This is a genomic window from Lysinibacillus sp. NPDC094177 (genome assembly GCF_050279145.1).
Lineage (GTDB): Bacteria > Bacillota > Bacilli > Bacillales_A > Planococcaceae > Lysinibacillus.
On sequence record NZ_JBNNTW010000001.1, the window covers coordinates 106,269 to 124,589 of the forward strand.

16 protein-coding genes and 1 pseudogene are annotated in these 18,321 nt (G+C 37.5%); 3 read left to right on the forward strand and 14 right to left on the reverse strand.

Features of this window, described 5'->3' with window-relative positions:
- Positions 1–53: 53 nt before the first annotated feature.
- From ACQKNC_RS00540 to ACQKNC_RS00580, 9 genes are all read right to left on the reverse strand, one after another.
- Entirely contained in the window at positions 54–368 is a 315-nt protein-coding gene (locus ACQKNC_RS00540; RefSeq protein WP_427422963.1) for a DUF3784 domain-containing protein, read from the reverse strand.
- A 12-nt stretch (positions 369–380) separates the two neighbouring features.
- Positions 381–1,673, reverse strand: coding sequence for an alpha/beta hydrolase (locus tag ACQKNC_RS00545; protein WP_427422964.1), 1,293 nt, complete (start codon positions 1,671–1,673; stop codon positions 381–383).
- A 13-nt stretch (positions 1,674–1,686) separates the two neighbouring features.
- Entirely contained in the window at positions 1,687–2,766 is a 1,080-nt protein-coding gene (locus ACQKNC_RS00550) for a DUF1648 domain-containing protein (RefSeq protein WP_427422965.1), read from the reverse strand.
- 7 nt (positions 2,767–2,773) lie between these two features.
- A complete protein-coding gene (locus tag ACQKNC_RS00555) occupies positions 2,774–3,151 on the reverse strand; it encodes a GntR family transcriptional regulator (protein ID WP_427422966.1) in 378 nt (125 codons plus the stop codon).
- A gap of 491 nt (positions 3,152–3,642) precedes the next feature.
- Complete coding sequence (locus ACQKNC_RS00560) at positions 3,643–4,020, reverse strand: carboxymuconolactone decarboxylase family protein (protein WP_427422967.1); 378 nt, start codon at positions 4,018–4,020, stop codon at positions 3,643–3,645.
- 210 nt (positions 4,021–4,230) lie between these two features.
- Positions 4,231–5,604, reverse strand: coding sequence for an argininosuccinate lyase (gene argH / locus ACQKNC_RS00565; protein ID WP_427422968.1), 1,374 nt, complete (start codon positions 5,602–5,604; stop codon positions 4,231–4,233).
- Positions 5,605–5,686: 82 nt separating this feature from the next.
- Positions 5,687–6,877: an argininosuccinate synthase gene (locus ACQKNC_RS00570; RefSeq protein ID WP_427422969.1), complete on the reverse strand. Its 1,191-nt coding sequence runs from the start codon at positions 6,875–6,877 to the stop codon at positions 5,687–5,689.
- 369 nt (positions 6,878–7,246) lie between these two features.
- A complete protein-coding gene (locus ACQKNC_RS00575) occupies positions 7,247–8,002 on the reverse strand; it encodes an SDR family NAD(P)-dependent oxidoreductase (RefSeq protein ID WP_427422970.1) in 756 nt (251 codons plus the stop codon).
- An 8-nt stretch (positions 8,003–8,010) separates the two neighbouring features.
- On the reverse strand, positions 8,011–8,958 hold the full coding sequence (locus ACQKNC_RS00580) for an MBL fold metallo-hydrolase (RefSeq protein WP_427422971.1): 948 nt from the start codon (positions 8,956–8,958) through the stop codon (positions 8,011–8,013).
- A 712-nt stretch (positions 8,959–9,670) separates the two neighbouring features.
- Here ACQKNC_RS00580 and proC point away from each other — a divergent pair.
- Positions 9,671–10,477: a pyrroline-5-carboxylate reductase gene (gene proC / locus ACQKNC_RS00585; RefSeq protein WP_427422972.1), complete on the forward strand. Its 807-nt coding sequence runs from the start codon at positions 9,671–9,673 to the stop codon at positions 10,475–10,477.
- A 195-nt stretch (positions 10,478–10,672) separates the two neighbouring features.
- Complete coding sequence (gene namA / locus ACQKNC_RS00590) at positions 10,673–11,683, forward strand: NADPH dehydrogenase NamA (RefSeq protein WP_427422973.1); 1,011 nt, start codon at positions 10,673–10,675, stop codon at positions 11,681–11,683.
- 165 nt (positions 11,684–11,848) lie between these two features.
- Here namA and ACQKNC_RS00595 read toward each other — a convergent pair.
- A pseudogene (locus ACQKNC_RS00595) lies at positions 11,849–12,040 on the reverse strand (Imm51 family immunity protein); the annotation flags it as partial.
- Between the two features lie 36 nt (positions 12,041–12,076).
- Positions 12,077–12,958: a LysR family transcriptional regulator gene (locus tag ACQKNC_RS00600; RefSeq protein ID WP_427422974.1), complete on the reverse strand. Its 882-nt coding sequence runs from the start codon at positions 12,956–12,958 to the stop codon at positions 12,077–12,079.
- A gap of 123 nt (positions 12,959–13,081) precedes the next feature.
- Here ACQKNC_RS00600 and ACQKNC_RS00605 point away from each other — a divergent pair, with 123 nt between their 5' ends.
- A complete protein-coding gene (locus ACQKNC_RS00605; RefSeq protein ID WP_427422975.1) occupies positions 13,082–14,113 on the forward strand; it encodes a DUF2332 domain-containing protein in 1,032 nt (343 codons plus the stop codon).
- 257 nt (positions 14,114–14,370) lie between these two features.
- On the opposite strand, the gene gcvPB is transcribed toward ACQKNC_RS00605, so the two are convergent.
- Genes gcvPB through ACQKNC_RS00620 form a run of 3 tightly spaced genes read right to left on the reverse strand, consistent with a single transcriptional unit; the run spans position 14,371 to position 18,159 of the window.
- Positions 14,371–15,945, reverse strand: coding sequence for an aminomethyl-transferring glycine dehydrogenase subunit GcvPB (gcvPB, locus tag ACQKNC_RS00610; protein ID WP_427422976.1), 1,575 nt, complete (start codon positions 15,943–15,945; stop codon positions 14,371–14,373).
- Positions 15,946–15,966: 21 nt separating this feature from the next.
- Positions 15,967–17,358 (reverse strand): aminomethyl-transferring glycine dehydrogenase subunit GcvPA, encoded by a 1,392-nt coding sequence (gene gcvPA, locus ACQKNC_RS00615; protein WP_427422977.1) that lies wholly within the window; start codon positions 17,356–17,358, stop codon positions 15,967–15,969.
- Between the two features lie 24 nt (positions 17,359–17,382).
- Entirely contained in the window at positions 17,383–18,159 is a 777-nt protein-coding gene (locus ACQKNC_RS00620) for an SDR family NAD(P)-dependent oxidoreductase (RefSeq protein ID WP_427422978.1), read from the reverse strand.
- Positions 18,160–18,321: the final 162 nt, after the last annotated feature.

The window sequence follows — 18,321 nt, forward strand, 5'->3', positions numbered from 1 at the left end:
CCCTGCTTCCGCGGGTATCTACCTATTTCGCTCGACTCTCCATATATAGGAACTTATTTTTTAAAGCGATTACGTATGTTGGCATATACAAGCGTGAAAATTGTAAGACCTATAAAGAGAACGAACCCGATAATAAATAGCCATTCCGTTTTGAATAGGTCGTTCAGTCCCCATAAAAGTAAACAAAAACAGTAGCCATACATTACTTTACCTACAAATTTTGCGAGTGCTTTTTCGTTATATTTCTCTTTCTCACTATCAGACATCGTATTGTAGCCCGCTATTAAAAATGCACCTTTGCCTTGTGATAAAACTATCGCAAAGATTAGGAACGGAATCATTATGATAAACCAAACAATAGCATCCATGTTGCTTAGTCTCTACTTTTCATTTAGAATAAACTGCTGAATGGCTGGCAGTAATTCTTTATGAAGTGGTAATGATGGGTCTGAATATGTTGCTAAATTCTTCGTACGATCTGCCGGAGCATTTTTTAGCACATGATTCATTCCGTCCATATATACAAGCTTGGCATCTGGCTTGCCTTTCTTTAATGCTTCTGCATCCGTTGCAACTACTTGTAAGTCAGTTGTTCCTTGAATAATTAAAACTCGGCTATTCACTTTCGCTAGTTCACTTGCAGGGTTATACTTTAACCATGAAATCATATATGGTTGAATGGAAGAACGGAAAAGAGATTGTAATTCTGGCGAAACGTTCTTCACTAGCTCGCCTTTTTTTAAAGATGCAAGAGTATCTGTCGATTCTTTTAGAAGCTCTGGTGCTAACTGACCTTTTAATTGCTCTAACAAAATTTCATCTATTGGTCTTCCAGCACCTGCTATCGAAACAAAGGACTCTACATTTGCTTTTTGTGCTGCTAGCAAACCAATAAGTGAGCCTTCGCTATGTCCAATAATATGAACACTTGAATAAGCTTTATCAGCTAAAAGGGTATTAATTACTTGAACTGCGTCATCTACGTATTGGTCAAAAGTTATATCTTCTTCCTTTGTTAGAAGGGACTTGTTATCACCAAGCCCACGTTTATCATAGCGGACAGAAGCAATACCGTCTTTTGCTAATCCTTCCGCAATCATTTTTAAGCTGTCATTTTTACCAGCTATTGCTGAATTTCCATCCTTATCAGTTGGTCCAGAGCCTGCTATGATAAGCGCAACTGGAGATGGCTCCTTACTAGCCTTTTGAAGAGCCACTGTTAACTCACCATCTTTAACGGGAATCTTTAATGTTTCATACGTAACTGGTTGTTCTGGTTGTTCTTTGAATGGTTTTAAGACAAGTGGAAGTTTGCCACCATTTTGTTGAAACGTTGCTTCAATTTGCCCATCTTTTAATGTTCCGTTAATTTCAATAGCCGAGCCATTTAAGTTGATCGAAACACTCACTTGATCACCATTGTATTTAATGCTTTTAAATGGATAATTGGATAATCCTTGTACAGGTACTGATAAATTCCCGCTATCTTTCTGCAAATCAACGATAATTGGAAGTGCTCCGTTTGGTGTTTCAATGTTCCCTTCCCATTTACCTACTAGCTGTTCATTCATTTTATTGTCCCTTTTCGTCTCTTTTCCTTTTGTGTTGTCTTCCTTCTGAGTGCATGCTGCTAATAATAAGAGTGCACAACATAAAAATAATAGTTTTTTCATAAAATCTCTCCTTCTATTTAAAGATGGTCAATAATATTGGTAATAATATGACGAATAAAATGATATAGCTCCATTTATTCGCCAGATTCACGGTCCAACCAACACCGAATTTTTTTTGTACTAATAATGAAGGGTCATTTTTATTGATGTATAAAATACCCCATTTCCAGTATCGATCATCAGCTGCAGCTGTTTCGTTTGTATGTAAATCGTCAAAGCGTTCATTACTCTTAGTTAACTTCCAAATTAAGAGGGTAAGCCCTCCTAAAGAGACTACAATAAAACCGATAAAAAGCGGGAAAAAGTAAGGAATTGTTTGATCTTTTAATATCACTGTCTTGTAATGTGAAACTACAAAAAGTATGGTTAAACTATAATTAATTGCAGCGAAGTACCAGCTACCATATTTCCGTTGTTGAAGCTCTCTATTGGCGGAAGCTTCTTTCTCTTGTGCACTCAATTGTAATTTGGCACTTTTCATGCCTTTACTCATGATGAAAAAGCTAATTTGTAGACCTAGTAAAATAAGCGGCATTTCAATAACTGATAGCCATGTTTTTTCTGTCCAGCCGTCTACCTCACCTGCAGCATTCCAATGGGTAGCAAATACATCCGGAATGGCATTGTAATTCATATAGGTAAAGGTAATTAATGCTAAAGTGATAATAATTGGTAGTGCAAAAAATGTAGGTGAGAGTACTTCATCTTTTTCTCGTATAGATAAATCCATCACATAGACAGTTTTTACATGTGCTTCCCAATTCTCTTGTGTTTTTAGTTTTTTTGTTTTTATATGATAAAACATATAAAGTCCAGCTGATATGAGAAGCAAGACATATAGCAAGATAAAGGATAATAAAACAAAACTCTCTTCCTGAATGGATGTAAATAGTAGTAAAACTTGGCCTAAAAGAAATGCAACTGCTATACTCCCTACCAACATGCTGTAGTGCTTTTTAAATATTTGTAATTGTTGATGTTGCACATAGGGCTCTGGAATTGAAACGCCAAACACTGTTGTTTTTCTCGTCAAATAGGGTGTTACTATTTCCAGTACCCCTACAAAGATAAAAATGCTTAATATAAAAAGCATATTTCCCCTACTTCCATTGTTTTAAAATTCGATGAAACAAATTTGTCATCTGATCTTTTTCGAGACCACGTGCAAAGGCCTCTGCCATAATTGGTTTTAATGCATTTTCTACTTTTTCAACGTCCGTTTCTTCCAGCTCTTTTTTTTGACCACCAATAATGATAGCCTTTGCTTTCGGCTTTAATTCGATTAACCCTTTTTCTTCAAGTTCATGATAGCTTTTACTTACCGTACTGACATTAATCCCTAAATCCGTAGCCATTGAACGAACTGAAGGTAATGTATCGCCATTTTTTAGCTCTCCTTTAGCAATTAACTCAATTAACTGATTTGCTAACTGTTTGTAGAGCTGTAATTCACTGCTTGGATCTAAATGAATATTCATCTTACCCCTCCAATCTGTATCGCTCATTACCAAACAGAAATCTGTCATACTTAGAGTAAAACAGTTTTCTAAAAATGTCAAATTCTATATAAAGCGGTAATTACCTTCCCACTGAGGTTTTTAGAGGAACTAATGCGAGATAAAAAAAAGGACCCAGAAAAATTCTGGATCCCAAGAACACTTATTTCTATTTGATCTGATCTGTATCGGTTTTTGCTTCTTCTTAAGCTACAGCAAAACAAAATATTCTCTGCCTCACCAATTCCTTAAGATTTTAGAAGCTCACCCTATACAACTGTGGCGGACTTTCCTGAGATTCCTGGTCTTTGGGTGTTTGACTACTCATTCTACATCCTCCTAATCATTTTAGATTAATAAGTGATTCCTCTCTTAATATGAACCTTAACACAAGTGTTTATTCATCTGCTAAGCATTTTAATTAAAAGTGCCTTAGAATATAACTCCAAGGAAATGTTGGGTTTCCGTTTCATTTATGCTTCTTCTTTAAAGACCTGTTGCGCAATGGTTAGAGCATTTTGCACACGCGGAAAACCTATGTAGGGAACTAATTGTAATAGAGCTTCCACAATTTCTTTCTGTGTGACACCCGCATGTAAACCTCGCTTAATATGTGTTTTTGTTTGTGGGGCAGCACCTTGTGTTACCACTGCTGTAATGACAACAAGTGCACGACTTTTTGCATCTAGTCCTGGTCGTGAATAAACATCACCATAGGCAAATTCAATAATCATTTTGCGTAAATCCGGTGCAACATCAGCTAGTGCATCTGCTTCAATCATTCGAGCCGCTTCTTCCTTTGTGATATACTGTTTAATTGTTTCTAACCCCTTTGTAAAACGCTCATTCATGGAAAATCCCTCCCGTTGTTATTTCTTTACACAAAAACCCCAATTCCGCGTCTCCAGAATTGGGGATTGTCCTTCACTTATGTAAGGGTCACTTTTTCGTTTCACCCTCTGGCTTTAACGAAAAAGGAAATGGTTTTCATAGTGCCTCACTGGACAGCTTTAATGAATATCTATGCAAAAGTCACTAGGACATGCACGCTAAAGAAATGGTTATGCAAGACAAGTTTTTGCTTTTTCAATTTGGATTATTACTTGATCAAATCCTGTACCACCTAATGAATGACGACGACGAACGGCTGCTTCAGGTGCTAATACATCGTAAATATCCGCTTCGATAAGCTCACTTTCTTTTTTCATGTCTTCAAGCGGTAAATCTAATAAGTAGATACCCTTTTGAATACATGTGAATACAAGTTTTCCTGTCACTTCATGTGCTTCACGGAATGGCATACCTTTTGTTGCTAGATAATCTGCAAGCTCCGTAGCATTGGAGAAGTCAGAGTGTACTGCCTGGTGCAATCGCTCTGTATTGACTGTCATTGTGCGAATCATACCTTCAAAGATTTTTAGAGAACCAAGAATTGTATGGACTGTATCGAACATACCTTCTTTATCTTCCTGCATATCTTTGTTGTATGTTAACGGAGTTCCTTTAAGAACGGTTAATAAGCCCATTAAGTTACCGTAAACGCGTCCCGTTTTTCCACGGATTAACTCTGCCATATCAGGATTTTTCTTTTGTGGCATAATAGAAGAACCTGTTGAGAAGGCATCATCTAATTCGATAAATTTGAATTCATCAGTCGACCACAAAATAATTTCCTCAGCAAAACGAGATAAATGCGCCATTAATAATGATGAATTGCTTAAAAATTCAACGATAAAATCACGGTCACTTACTGCATCCATAGAGTTTGCATAAACCTCGCTGAATCCTAAAAGCTCAGCGGATTTTAAGCGGTCGATTGGGAAAGTTGTACCCGCCATGGCACCTGCACCTAAAGGCAGAATATCGATACGTTTAAGCGATTCTGTAAAGCGCTGTTTATCACGCTCTAACATCCAGAAATAGGCCATTAAGTGATGGGCAAATGAGATTGGTTGTGCACGTTGTAAATGTGTATAGCCTGGAGCAATTGTTTCTACATGCTCCTCAGCCTTTTCAAGTAACGTGTTTTGGAATGTCTCAATTAAACCGATTGCTTCCTTCACACGTTTTTTCAAGAAAATATGCATATCTGTTGCTACTTGATCATTTCGGCTACGACCTGTGTGTAGCTTACCACCTACAGGACCAATTAAATCAATGAGCATTTTTTCTAGATTTAAGTGAATATCTTCATTGGCAACTGTAAATTCAAGCTCACCAGCGATGGCTTTCTCTTTTAATTGTGCAAGTCCACCGAGAATCGCCTCTACGTCAGCTATTGGTAAAATTCCTGTTGCGCCAAGCATCGTAACATGTGCTACGCTACCTTCAAGGTCTTCTAGAACAAGCTGTTGGTCAAAGCCAATCGATGCGCCGAACTCGTCCACCCATGCTTCTGCTGATTTTTGGAAACGTCCGCCCCAAAGTTTTGTCATAACAGCTCACCTTTTCCTTAATATCTTTTTGTAAAGGTGCAGAACAGCGCAAAGCTATCCTACACCTTGTTTGTCAAAACTATTATTTATTTACTGAAGAGTTAACCACAGTTGGCAGACCCCATAATTCGATGAAGCCTACTGCTGAAGCATGATTGAATTGATCTTCTTTAGAATATGTTGCTAACTTTTCGCTATAAAGTGAATTTGGAGATTTACGTCCTTCGACAATTGCATGACCTTTGTAAAGCTTCACGCGCACAGTTCCGTTCACAAATTTTTGTGATTCAGCAAGGAATGATTCCAGTGCTACACGTAATGGTGAGAACCATAAACCATCATAAATTAGTTCAGATAATTTTTTCTCAATGACTGGTTTGAAGTGTGCTAACTCTTTTACAAGTGTTAAGTCTTCAAGCTCTTTGTGAGCCGTTAATAGCACTTTTGCTCCTGGAATTTCATATACTTCACGAGATTTAATACCAACTAATCGGTTTTCTACGTGATCGATACGACCAACACCGTGTGCTCCAGCTACTGCATTTAGCTCTTGAATTAAATCAGCAAGCTTCATTTCTTTACCGTTTAAAGTTACTGGCTTACCAGCAATAAATTCAATTTCCACGTATTCTGCTTCATCTGGAGCGTTTTCAACAGAAACTGTTAAACCATAAGCTTCTTCTGGTGGAGATACCCATGGATCCTCCATTACTCCCGCTTCATTTGCACGGCCCCATAAGTTTTGGTCGATAGAGAATGGTGAATCTAACGTTGCAGGAATCGGTACATCATGTTTCATTGCATATTCGATTTCCTCATCACGGCTCCAACCCCACTCACGTACAGGTGCTAATACTTCTAAGTCTGGATTTAAAGCTTTGATGGAAACTTCGAAACGAACTTGGTCATTCCCTTTACCTGTGCAACCATGAGCTACTGCGTCCGCACCTACTTGGTTCGCAATTTCTACTAATTTTTTAGAAATTAATGGACGAGAAAGTGCCGATACTAGTGGGTATTTTTGTTCATACCAAGTATGCGCTTGTAATGAGATTAATGCATATTCTTCAGCGAATTCATCTTTCGCATCTACCATATATGATTCAATTGCTCCTACTTGAAGAGCTTTATTTTTTACGAATTCAAGATCCTTACCTTCACCAACGTCAAGACAAACTGCGATAACGTCCCAACCTTGTTCTTTTAACCACGGAATTGCTACAGAAGTATCAAGACCTCCTGAATATGCTAATACTACTTTTTTATTTGCCATAAAAAATGCGCCTCCAATTAATCTATAAGATATGTATGTTTATACATCCATTTAAAAGTTTATACACGAATAGTATCATGTTATAAAAATAAAAACAAGTGTATTTTTATAAATTTATAGACTTTTATGTTTATTGTAAAAAGTGAGTTACTCCAATACTTTAAGCCCTCGTACAAACTATGAATATTTTTACTCGGAAATACGATTTTTTACTCGCTACATGAATGTATATCATATAAATTTTAGGAAAGTAAATGGCTAATTGGCACAACGAGGGATTAACATAAACTATTTTGTCAACAATAAGGGGTTTTAAAAAAAACTGTAAACACACTCAATTTTTACTCGAGTACATTTACAGTTTAATTACTATTTTTTATTAAAAAATGATTTGCCTAAAAATTCAACGGTTGCAGGAGCGATTGCATATAGCTTGCTCGATAACCCCATGATTCTTGGTAAATTTACCTCTCGTACAGGGCGCTCAATTGTTTTTACAGTAGCTTGTGCGACTTCTTCAGCGGTTAATAAAAATCTTCCTAAAGACTCTCGATAACCACTTTCATCACTCGCCTTATCTAAAAATGGTGTATCGATTGGACCTGGATGTATTGCCGTGACTTTCACATTATATGGAGCCAGTTCCATACGGAGTCCATTCGTAAAGCCCACAATCGCATGCTTTGTAGCAGCATATACACTAGCCTTCGGTGTCGCTACCTTTCCTGCCTGTGAGCCAATGAAGATTAACTGACCTTGCTGTCGTTGCATCATAGGTGCTGCTAGACGTTTTGCTAAATACATCGGTACACTAACATTTAGCTCAACCATTTGTGAAATAGCTTCATCTGACAATTCAGTTGCAATGCCAAATTTACCTACACCGGCAGATAAAATTGCTACATCAAGAGGAGGTAGCTGTGTACATACTTCATCTATCGTAGCTAAATCAGTTAAATCTGCTTGGATAACGTTAGCACCTACGCGTTCTAATGCTTTCAATGCCACTATATTGCGTCCTGTTGCATAAACCTTATGACCCTGTGCTACTAATAATTCTGTAATTTTCAGTCCAACGCCACTTGTTGCACCTGTCACGAAGATAGTCTTTTTATTCACGCTCATGTTTACACCTACTTTCTATGAAATAAATAGATACCTTCTTCAGATTTTGTAGATGTAATCATATTGTTGGCCTCTAAGTAATCTAAATAACCGAGCGTTTTAGATAGTGTCAGACCAAGCTGACGTTGAAAAATTGCTGGGTAAAAGCGCTTCGTTACTTGTACAGCAGTTAATGCTTTGTCACCAAATAATTCGCAAACCTTCAAAGCTTGCTGATGCTGGCGTTCTAGTCGTTTATCAATTAAATCAGGAATATTCTGCAACTCTGCGCCATGTCCTGTATACATTGTTTTAACTGGTAATCGTCGTAATATTTCTAGCGATTCATTATATTGTAGTAACGATTTCGTACGTCCTAATGTACGGTCTAGTGGTGGCTCAATTAACGGGTTTGGCGTTATTTTTTCCAGCAATAAATCTCCACCTATTACATGATGCGTTTTTTCATCCCAGAAGATTAAGTGACTTTGTGCGTGTCCTAATGTTTCAATAGCCTTTAATCCTGGATGTCCTGGCACTTCATCCCCATCGTTAAGAATTTGTGTTAACGGTCTTTCGCCTACAAGCTCTATTTCACGGCGGACATGTACACTGGGCTGGATATATTCTTGAGGAACACCGTGTTCAAATAAGCGTTCACTGTAAAACTGCACATGGTAACGTAAAAAATCCTCGTCATGACGAAGCCATTTATCATTATAGGCATGCCCTAAAATTTCTGCATGCGGAAAGGCATCCACCCAACCTGCATGATCTGGATGATGGTGGGTTAACACAACCTGTTCAATATCTCGCATGTCAAAGCCAGCTGCTCGAATACCCCATTTTAGCGCATCATAGGCTTCCATTGTTTTTGGACCAACGTCAAAAATTGTCAATGCATCGCCTTTTACAACAAATGCATTTACATCTCCTACTTCATAGGGTGTTGGTATTTCTATTTTGTATATAGACAAAAGCTGTTTCCCCCTTTAATGCAACTAGTGAATATCGATTCATTCTATTTTACAAGTTTTTCTTCCTTTCGTCACCCTCCTGTTGACAGGTTGACGTATTATCAATATAATTTTGAATAATCAAATTATTTTTGTGCGTTGATGAAGCCAAGTACGTATTTGGTGAAGGTGTATTAGAGAGTGTTACATTTGCTGAAAGTAACATCACCCGCTCCCATTACCGAACCTACTTCTGAGCAGTTATGAAAACATAACCGTTTCCCTTGCGATAAAAGGGCTGTGAGTTGTGCCAATTGGCAAACAAAGGTGGTACCGCGGAAACAAAAGCGTTTTCGTCCTTCTATATAAGGACGAAAACGCTTTTTTATCTTCATCCAGCAAATCTTTTCTGTGCGAAAGCGAAGCGGCAGCTACAGAAGACTACCACTTTTAAAGATGGTGAGATGAATGCAGATGTGGTTCCTCTTCAGTGAGTGTCCAAACACTTACTGAAATAGAGGAACTCAGTCTAAGAGCGCCACGTCCTGTGGCAATTTATCTGTGCGAAAGCGCAGCGACAGCAACACACGACTGAGTGACCAACATCATGTTGGCCTAAAGCCTCCGGCGGATGTCACGAATTTTCAAAGGAATGAATTGTGCTAGCACAATTCAAAATCCGTACGCAATTACGCCAAGGCGAAATTGATTTTAAGAACTGGAGGTTTTTATCATGAAAAAAATACTATTTATTGGTGCAGGCTCTATGGCAGAGGCATTGATTCAGGGTTGGATTAAACAAAAGGTATTTATAGCACAAGAAATTTACGTCACCAATCGCTCAGACAAAGAACGTTTACACTTTTTACATGACACATATGGTGTGAATTGCAATTTTAGCCATGATATTTATCAGCAGGCTGATTTAATTATTTTAGCGATGAAGCCTAAGGATGCCATTGCAGCGATGCGTGAGTTAAAGCCTAAAATTAAAGAGCAATCAGCTGTTCTTTCTATTTTAGCTGGTATTGCCATTACTACTATTACAGAACATTTAGGTGCTCGTCCAGTCGCACGCGTTATGCCTAACACCTCTGCCACTATTGGGATGTCTGCAAGTGGGATTGCCTTTAATGATAAAGTGACAGCAGAACAACGCTCCATTTTCTTACAGCTCTTAGAGGCAGTTGGTTCAGTTATCGAGGTAGATGAGGATCAATTACATGCTGTAACAGCGCTCTCTGGGAGTGGCCCAGCTTATATTTATTATTTAATGGAAGCATTTGAACGGGTTGGGACGATGGTGGGTCTCTCGAAGGATACAGTACGACTATTAATGACGCAAACACTTGCTGGTACTGCGGAAATGCTGAAGCAATCCGTCGATGAACCTGATGTATTACGTCATAAAGTAACAAGTCCAGGCGGTACAACAGAAGCTGGCATTAAGGCTCTAGAACAATATCAATTTAATGAAGCCATTGAAGCATGTATTAAAGAAGCAGAAGCTCGATCTCGTTCACTTGCAAATAGTAAATAATGTGTGCAAAATAAAGTGAAACTTTAATCAGTAGGGCTTTCTTCATCCCACTGATTTATTAGTTGAACGAATCGGGCTTTTACGGGCAATTTATCTCCCATCTAACTTCTTTGCTTTTGCTAAATTTTGAGGTAGACGTATTACTGCCCGTTATAGAGGGAAAAAGTATATCACTAGGCATTAGGGGGCTTTCAGTTGACTAAATTATTTGAACCGTATCAATTACAAAATATCTCTTTAAAAAATCGCGTTGTTATGGCACCGATGTGTATGTACTCGGCACAGGATGATGGACTTGTTACTCCATTCCACCAAGTCCATTATGCAACGCGGGCTGCAGGGCAAGTTGGTTTAATCATTGTCGAAGCTACTGGTGTTGTACCAGAGGGTCGTATATCTAGTAACGATCTAGGAATTTGGGATGACGCTCATATCGAAGGTTTAAGTCAATTAGTTCAAGGAATGAAGGCATACGGAGCAAAAACCGGCATACAGCTTGCACACGCTGGACGAAAAGCAACTGTAGATGGAGAAATATTTGCTCCATCAGCCATTGCATTTAGCGATACTTATAAAACGCCAACTGAGATGACATTAGAAGACATTGAATATGTTGTTGAAGCATTTAAACAAGCAGCTGTCCGTGCAGCAAAAGCAGGCTTTGATGTTCTTGAAATCCACGGGGCACATGGCTATTTAATTAGTGAATTTTTATCACCAGCAACGAATAAACGCAATGACCAATTCGGTGGCTCTCAAGAAAATCGTTATCGATTATTACGTCAAGTCATAGATGCTATACGTAGTGTTTGGGAAGGTCCTTTGCTTGTTCGTGTTTCCGCTGAAGACTACGCAGAAGATGGTACAACATTGGATGACTTTATCGTCTTCAGTCGTTGGATGAAATCACAGGGTATCAATTTAGTGGATGTTTCTACAGGTGGTGTCGTGCAAGCACATATTAATGTTTTTCCTGGCTACCAAGTGCCTCATGCTGAAGCGATTAAGCATGGTGCCGATATTCCAACTGGAGCAGTCGGCCTTATTACGACAGCCATTCAAGCAGAGGAAATTTTACAAAACAATCGCGCTGACTTAATTTTCCTAGCACGCGTTCTCCTGCGCGAGCCATATTGGCCACTACATGCTTCCAAGCAATTAGGAGAAGACGTTAAACCACCAGTGCAATACGTACGCGGCTGGTAGAAATAACGATATACTGACAATTCATCAAAAAAAAACAGCTTGTTGATTTATGCTAACAAGCTGTTTTCATTTTAATAAAGAGGATTTTGTTTATTTCTTCATCACTTGCCTTCATTAGCGCATGTTTCGCCCTATAAAATCTTAAACAATATGAAAATAATACCTTTAATCCAATTCTGCACGAGAAAATAAATCCGTAATAGTAGATTCATCTTCACATGTATTTTTAAATGAAATAGCAAATTTCTCTAACGCTTTTTTATCTGAGGAATAAGCACAAAACATACTAGCTTCGGAATCAAAATTGACAATACCTTTTAATTCGGGCATTTTTCCAAGAAAGACAATCGCCAAAGATTCCCAATCATAAACCTAATTACATTTATAAAAATTTCACAAATAATCCCTCGTCTGAAATAGACTTAATAATTTTTCTGGAACCTGTACTGACTCCTTATAAAAAAGGTAGACAGGAACGCCAGGCAATGCAATTTCATCGAAAGGAACGATATTAAATCGCCCTTCCATACGCTCCCTTCTAACAATCATCCGTGGCAAGAATGATATACCGAGCCCGTCTTTTATTAAGCGCTTGACAACATAAGATTGAGATATGGAAACTTGCTTCGTAACTACATATTTTTCCTGTATTTTATGTAATAAATCCCCCCAAATGGTCGGATGATGGTGCGTAAATAATGTGTAGGTTTGAAATAATTCCTCATAATCAATATAAGCCCCTGTCTCATCATCAAAAGCATCCAGTGGAATAACCAATTCTAAAGGACTCTCTACAAGAAGCTCTTGACGCCAATGTCGATAACGAGTTGGGAATAAGGAAATACCAATTTGTGCCTTATCACTATTTATTAAATCTTCAATTTTTGCTGAATCCTCCACTAGAATAGATATTTCGATAGAAGGATTTTCATTGATAAACTGATAAATAACATGGGGCAATATCGTTTCCACCATTAAAGGGGTCATAGCTATAACTAGCTTTTCTTCAATTCCTTTTGTTGCTAACTGAAAACGTTCAAAACTTTTTTCCCATTGATGGATAATTTGCTGAGCTTCTATCAGAAAGAGCTGTCCTGCCTCTGTTAATTGCACACGATTTTTTTCACGTTTAAATAATTTTACATTCAAAAATTGTTCTAACTGATGAATATGAACTGTGATACTTGGCTGCGATAAATGTAGTTTTTCTGCTGCTAATCTAAAATTACAATATTTAGCTGCTACTATAAAAGACTGTATCCATTTATAATCCAAAACCTCACCTCTATCATTAATGTTATTAATCAACTTCATTAACTATATTTAATTTACTAAATTATCCAATAATAATAAACTCTAAATTAGATAGATAAATTTTTCACAAAGGGGAGAAATAAAATGTTAGCTCAATTAAGTAAACAATTCCGTACTTTTGCAAAAAATGAATGTGAAAACTCAAGTCCACTGTATGAACATTTAGCAACTAAGATTGCTGATGATGAAGAAATATTAAAAATTGCGACATTTATACCTCAAGGACAACCTGTACCTAATTTATTATTAGCTGGGGTTCAATATTTGCTATCATTATCAAAAGACGAATTAGTTTATTTTTATCCATCCTTAATAACAACACCAAAGCCAATAAATGATGTGTATCCTGTTTTTAAGGCTTTCATCTTGTCCCATTCAGAAGAATTGAAGACTTTATTTCAAGAAAAACTAGTCCAAACTAATGAAATTCGCCGTTGTTCTTACCTATATCCGATGATGACAGAAATTTATGAACGCCATCAAAAGCCATTAGCTTTCATAGAAATTGGTGCAAGTGCAGGGCTTCAACTTGGACTGGATCAATACAATTACTGCTATAATCAAGAGCTTCACATAAACAATTCTAATAGGGATTTTGTTTTGTCCTCAGAAAATCGAGGACAACCGCTCCCAACTTCCATTACAAATTCTCCAGTTGTTTGTAAGCGAGTTGGTATCGATTTAAATCCTATTGATATTCATAATGAGGAAGAGCTCCGATGGCTCGAAGCATTAATTTGGCCAGAGCATCAAGAACGAAGACTTTTGTTAAATCAAGCACTCCCTATTTTTAAAGAGCTCGATTTAGAGCTGATAAAAGGCGATGCCATTAAACTAATAAAAGAAATTAGTAGTGAAATAAATGAAGATGCGATGTTAGTTGTTTATCATACACATGTGGCCAATCAAATCCCAATGGAATTACGCCTTGAACTAATTGAACAATTAAAAGAGATCAGCATGGAACGACCTCTCTACCATTGTTATAACAATTTATTTGATATGCAACTGCATCAAGATTTTATTAATCAAGGAGATATAACATCCATCCGTAGTATGGAACGTCCTGATGGTCATGCGCGGTGGTTCAAATGGGCCAATCAAAAAGTAATTTAAAAGTCACGCAATAACCTGACTAGAACTAGTATACAGTAAAATAAGCACCATTAAGTTCAAAAAACCCCAATATATTTCATCGGTATTTTTACTATTTTTCTAAAGAATAAAAGCTGATTTCCTCTATATATTGTGGAAACCAGCTTTTATATTAATTCGTCCATATCATTTCACTGCTAAACAATCTACTCCAATTAAGATATTTTATTCACCAACTACCTCCTCTAAAGCTATAGATTTATAACTAAAAAGATAATTTATTGCAGGATATTAACTTCTTGGGTCTTTTTTTGATAGAGACGCCACGAAAGACACCATTTATCTGGGTTATCCAAGTAATCTTGTTCATCTAGCTGATGGATTGTGCTATTATATGGGGCATTCTTAACAATTTCCGGTGTTTCATATGCTTCTCTAGAAATTTGCTCAAGTGCCGCAATATATTCATCCAAATCTGCCTTGGAGTAAGACTCTGTCGGCTCCAGTGTGAATGGCTGCGGGACGATATAAGGATGATGGCTTGTCCAATAGTGTAAGCCAAAATCGATCATTCTTCGTTGGACGTCTTCGGTCGTTATACCTGTCTCTTGTGTCAACTGTTTCCAGCTATACCGTACTTGCTCTAAGCGTTGCCCTTTTACATAAGGTGCACTTGCTCCTCGAATTTTCTGAACACGGCTATATAGATAGTTATTATTTAACACAGCAGTCTGTGCCACAGCTTTTAAACCAGCCGGACCTAAGGACCTAATCCAAGCATACGATCGTAGAATAGTTTGTGCTACGCCATGAAATACCCTTACCTTGCCAATAGAATGTGTCAAAGCATCATTTAAATAATAACCCTCTTTATTTTTCTCAACGATTGGGCCAGGTAAGTATTCTTTTAGCTCTTTCGTAACACCTAATGCTCCAGTTGCTGGTCCACCACACATATGTGGTGCTGCAAATGTTTTATGCAAATTGAAAAAGCACATATCAAATCCAGCTTCTTTCGCTCTTGTTATGCCTAATAAGCCATTTGCATTGGCCTGATCGTAATAACAAATACCACCTGCTTCATGGACAAGTTTTGTAAATTCTCTAATCTTAGGATTATAAATCCCTGTATCTTCTGGATTTGCTACAACAAAACCTGCAGTCCGTTCAGAAAGTACTTCCTTCAATTTATCAACATCCGGGAAGCCATCTTTGTCAGGATATAAGGTAATGATTTTATATCCTTTTACTGCAGCTGTAGCAGCTTGCGATGGATGTGAAAAAATCGTTGTAATAATTTCATCACGTTGATCCCCTTCTCCTCGTGCTTCATGATATTTCCGTACGATAGATGCCATCGCAAATAAGGCTTGCGTTCCTCCACTTGGCTGAAATGAAAAAAAATCTAATCCTGATATTTCTCGCATAGCTAAATCTAAATTATGAATAATTTCAAGCATTCCTTGCACAGTACTGATATCCTGTAATGGATGTAACTCCATTATTTTATGATTTCGAATTAATAGCTCATTTATTTTAGGAATGTATTTCATCGTACATGTACCTTGGCCAATTTCTACATTGAAATCTGAGCCTAGTGTTTCTTGTGATAATCTAACATAATGGCGTAACACACGAGCTTGCGCTATTTCGGGAAGATTCACCTTATCAGCACGTAACATGTTGTGAGGAAGTCTAGAGAGTCCATCACCAACTGCCTCTACTACCTCTTCTGAAGCTAAAGGAATTTCTACCCCTCTTTCTCCAGCTTGATGTAATTCAAATATAATGGGCTCGTTCCATTTCGCTTGATGAAAATCTACTTTCGTCTCAAATCTTTTTATTTTTTTCACAGTTATTTTCTCTCCTCTCAACTATTGTTGCTCTACAATTGCCCTAATTGCGGATACTAAATAATCTAAATCTTCTTTTGTATGCACTTCAGTTACGCAATATAATGCACTTTGTCCGTACTCTGGGAACTCCTCTGATAAATCCTTCCCACCAAAGATATTTCTTTTTAATAATTCTTTATTAATTTGTGCTACTGTTAAGCCTGTATCATTAAAATCAACAACAAATTCTTTAAAGAATGTAGAAACAATACGCGATCCATTTACTCCCTCAATCTGATTTAACTGTTGCACTGCATATTGACTATTTTGCATAATTGTTTGTCCTACTTCATACATCCCGTCAGGCCCCAACAAAGAAAGATATACACCAGCAGTAATGCCCCATAATGCCGTCTGTGTACCAACTGATTCTTTTCCTTTTTCGCGTAAAGCAAAGGATGTCCGTTCATATGCTACATCACCAAACCCATACTCTCCTTCTTTTTTTGTAGGGACAATCCCAAATAATCTTGAAGGATATTCATTAATAAAGACTTCATCATCTTGTGTAGCAATGAACCCTGCTTGACCTCCACTATAATTCATATGCATGCCTAGAGGCTGTAAATCCCCACACACAATATCAGCACCATAGTGACTTGGCGGTACTAAAATACCTAACGAAATAGGATCTACCCCAACGACAATTAATACACCGTGTTCTTTAGCCAATTTAAAAATTTCTTGTCCTTGAGTTTCTATAAATCCTAAATATGATGGATTTTCAAAATAAATGGCAGCCACTTCATCGGATAATTTACTTTTTAAATCTTCCAAATCTAATAACCCGGTAACAATGTCAAACGCCACTCCACTAAACGACAATTGAGGAGTACCATAATTTGTTATAATTTTTCTTCTTTCTGGTGATACAGTATTCGCAAGTAACACTTTATTTCTATTAGTAATTCGGCTAGCCATTCGAATGGACGTCGAAGCAGCTTGACCCCAATCAAAGGTTGGAACACTTACAACATCCATATCTACTAACTCAGCCATCAAACTTTGATATTCAAAAAGAGCTTGAAAGCGACCATGATCTTCATAGGGCTCGCCTGCATATGCTGTCAAAAACTCTGACCGTTGATTTACTTCATCACACACTGCCGGTACAAAATGTTGCGAACATCCAGCTCCCAAGAAATTTAAGTATTCAGTTGAACTTATATTCTTATTTAATAATCCTTCAATATGACGTCGTAATTCGTATTCTGTTAATGCCTTTGGAATATTCAAATCATCTTGATACCGAAGTTCTTTAGGAATACATTCAAATAGATTTTCTATCGAATTTACACCGATTTCTTTTAACATTTTTTGTTTTACTTCTGATACCATATTTGGGATATATGGATGGGCTTTTTTAGTCATTCAGTAACCTCCTAAAATTTTTATTTATGCTAATCCTCCACCATCTACGGTCAACGTTGTTCCTGTTACCCAACTAGACAATTCACTCGCAAGGAATAATACACCATTGGCAATATCAGTTGGTGTACCAAGTCGTGCAAGGGGACGATTAATGGCTGAATCCTTCAAAAACGCACGTTCTTCTATATTTAATTGCTCTGCTTCACCTCTCAAAAGAGGTGTATCGGTGTCGCCTGGGCAAATGCAATTCACACGAATATTTTGGTGTCCATGATCAATAGCCATTGCCTTCGTTAAATTCACTACTCCAGCTTTTGCTGCACAGTAGGAGGCCGCCTTATCGCCTCCTTTTAGTCCCCAACCTGAGCCAGTATTGATGATACTGCCACCACCACTTTCACTCATCAGTGGAATCACATATTTAGAAAGTAAAAAAGCGCCTTTCAATGACACATTTATAACTGCATCCCATTCACTCTCCGTTAATTCCACAACCGTTTTACGCCGAATGATACCTGCGTTGTTAAATAACACATCCACATTTTGAAATTGCTCTTTGATATATTTTGCTGCTGTCTCGCAATCTCTTGCATTTGTTACATCACATTTAACAAACCAAGATTGATATCCTTCCATTTGCAATTTGGATGCAGCATCTTTCCCTTTTTCTTCATCAATATCTAGTAACACTACCTTCGCACCGACTTCAGCTAAGCGTTTGGCTGATGCAAAGCCTATTCCAGATGCTCCACCCGTTATAACTGCAACCTTGTCCTGTAATTTAAAATAGTGGTTAATCATTCCATTCCCCTTTCAGTTTGTTACTAACTATATAAGCAAAAACCATGCCAAATTCTTTCCTCAGCTATTTCTTGGCTTCCTTTATATCTGTATGTCCAACAATTGTCATTTACGTCAAAACATTGACATTTTTGAATATTCAGACTTAAAATGATTTTTAAT